General features: G+C 66.8%; 3 protein-coding genes. 2 read left to right on the forward strand and 1 reads right to left on the reverse strand.

Annotation, left to right across the window (positions count from 1 at the left end):
- Both EOD07_RS35625 and EOD07_RS35630 read left to right on the forward strand, forming a co-directional pair.
- The coding region (locus tag EOD07_RS35625) for an aconitase X (protein WP_127238453.1) at window positions 1-292 on the forward strand (292 nt) is incomplete at its 5' end.
- Window positions 289-702 carry a DUF126 domain-containing protein gene (locus EOD07_RS35630; protein WP_127238454.1) on the forward strand — a complete coding sequence of 138 codons (414 nt, stop codon included), beginning with the start codon at window positions 289-291 and terminating at the stop codon, window positions 700-702. The genes EOD07_RS35625 and EOD07_RS35630, both read left to right, overlap by 4 nt.
- A gap of 4 nt (window positions 703-706) precedes the next feature.
- Here EOD07_RS35630 and EOD07_RS35635 read toward each other — a convergent pair.
- Window positions 707-1012 (reverse strand): NAD(P)-dependent oxidoreductase (locus EOD07_RS35635; protein ID WP_281059120.1); only part of this gene is annotated, 306 nt, incomplete at its 5' end.

The following is a 1012-nucleotide window of genomic DNA, read 5'->3' on the forward strand; positions in this document are numbered from 1 at the left end:
GATCTATGCCTGCACCGGCCGCCACGCGCTCGCCCAGCTGGAGCGGGACGGCCGGCGAAAAAGGCTCGAGGCGAGCGGGGTCGTCATCGTCGCAGATACATGCGTGGTGGTGACGCCGATCATGCCGGAGCTCGGCCCAGAGCTCGGCAATGGCGTGCTGATGACCAATTCGGGCAAGTTCGCGCATTACGCGCCGGGCAACACCGGCTACGCGGTGCTCTACGCCTCGCTCGCCGACTGCGTCGAAAGCGCGGTCCTCGGCAAGCCGGTTTTCACGGATATCGCCGCATGAGCGCGGCAGCCGAAATCCTGGTGCCGGGCAAGGCGGGCGAAGGCGAAGCGCTGGTGCTGACGGCGCCGATCAGCTTCTGGGGCGGCGTCGACCCGAAGACAGGCCGCATCGCCGATGTCCGCCATCCGCAGCACGGCGAAGTCATTTCCGGCCGGGTGCTGTTCCTGCCCGGCACGATCGGCTCGTCGTCCGCTTCGGCGGTGCTGATGGAGCTCGTCCACAACGGCCGGGCGCCGGCCGCCCTGGTGCTGCACGAGCCCGACGCCATCCTGCTGCTCGGCCTGATCGTGGCGCGGGAAATGGGCTGGGAAACGCCCATGGCAATACGGCTCGAGCGTGGCGCGTTCGATGCCTATCGCGGAACCGCGGTGAGAGTTGGCGCGGACGGCGCCGTTACCATAGCCGTTTAAAGCCTCAGGTCCTGAGCGGCAGGACACGATCCGGCGGACGGTGGCCGTCGAAGAAAGCGCGGATGTTGATGATCACCTTCTCGCCCATGTCGATGCGGCCCTCGAGCGTGGCCGAACCCATATGCGGCAAAAGCACCACCTTGCCCTTGGCGGCAAGCTTCAGCAGCTTGCTGTTCAGCGCCGGTTCGTGCTCGTAGACGTCGAGGCCGGCGCCGGCGATCTTGCCGTCATGGATGAGCTTGACCAGCGAGTCCTCGTCGATGATGTCGCCCCGCGCGGTGTTGACGAGGTAGGCCGAAGGCTGCATCAG

It is taken from the genome of Mesorhizobium sp. M2C.T.Ca.TU.002.02.1.1 (assembly GCF_003997225.1).

Excerpts from the sequence above, each read along its gene's own strand:
- EOD07_RS35630 (WP_127238454.1), top strand. The coding sequence starts at position 289 with ATGAGCGCGGCAGCCGAAATCCTGGTGCCGGGCAAGGCGGGCGAAGGC.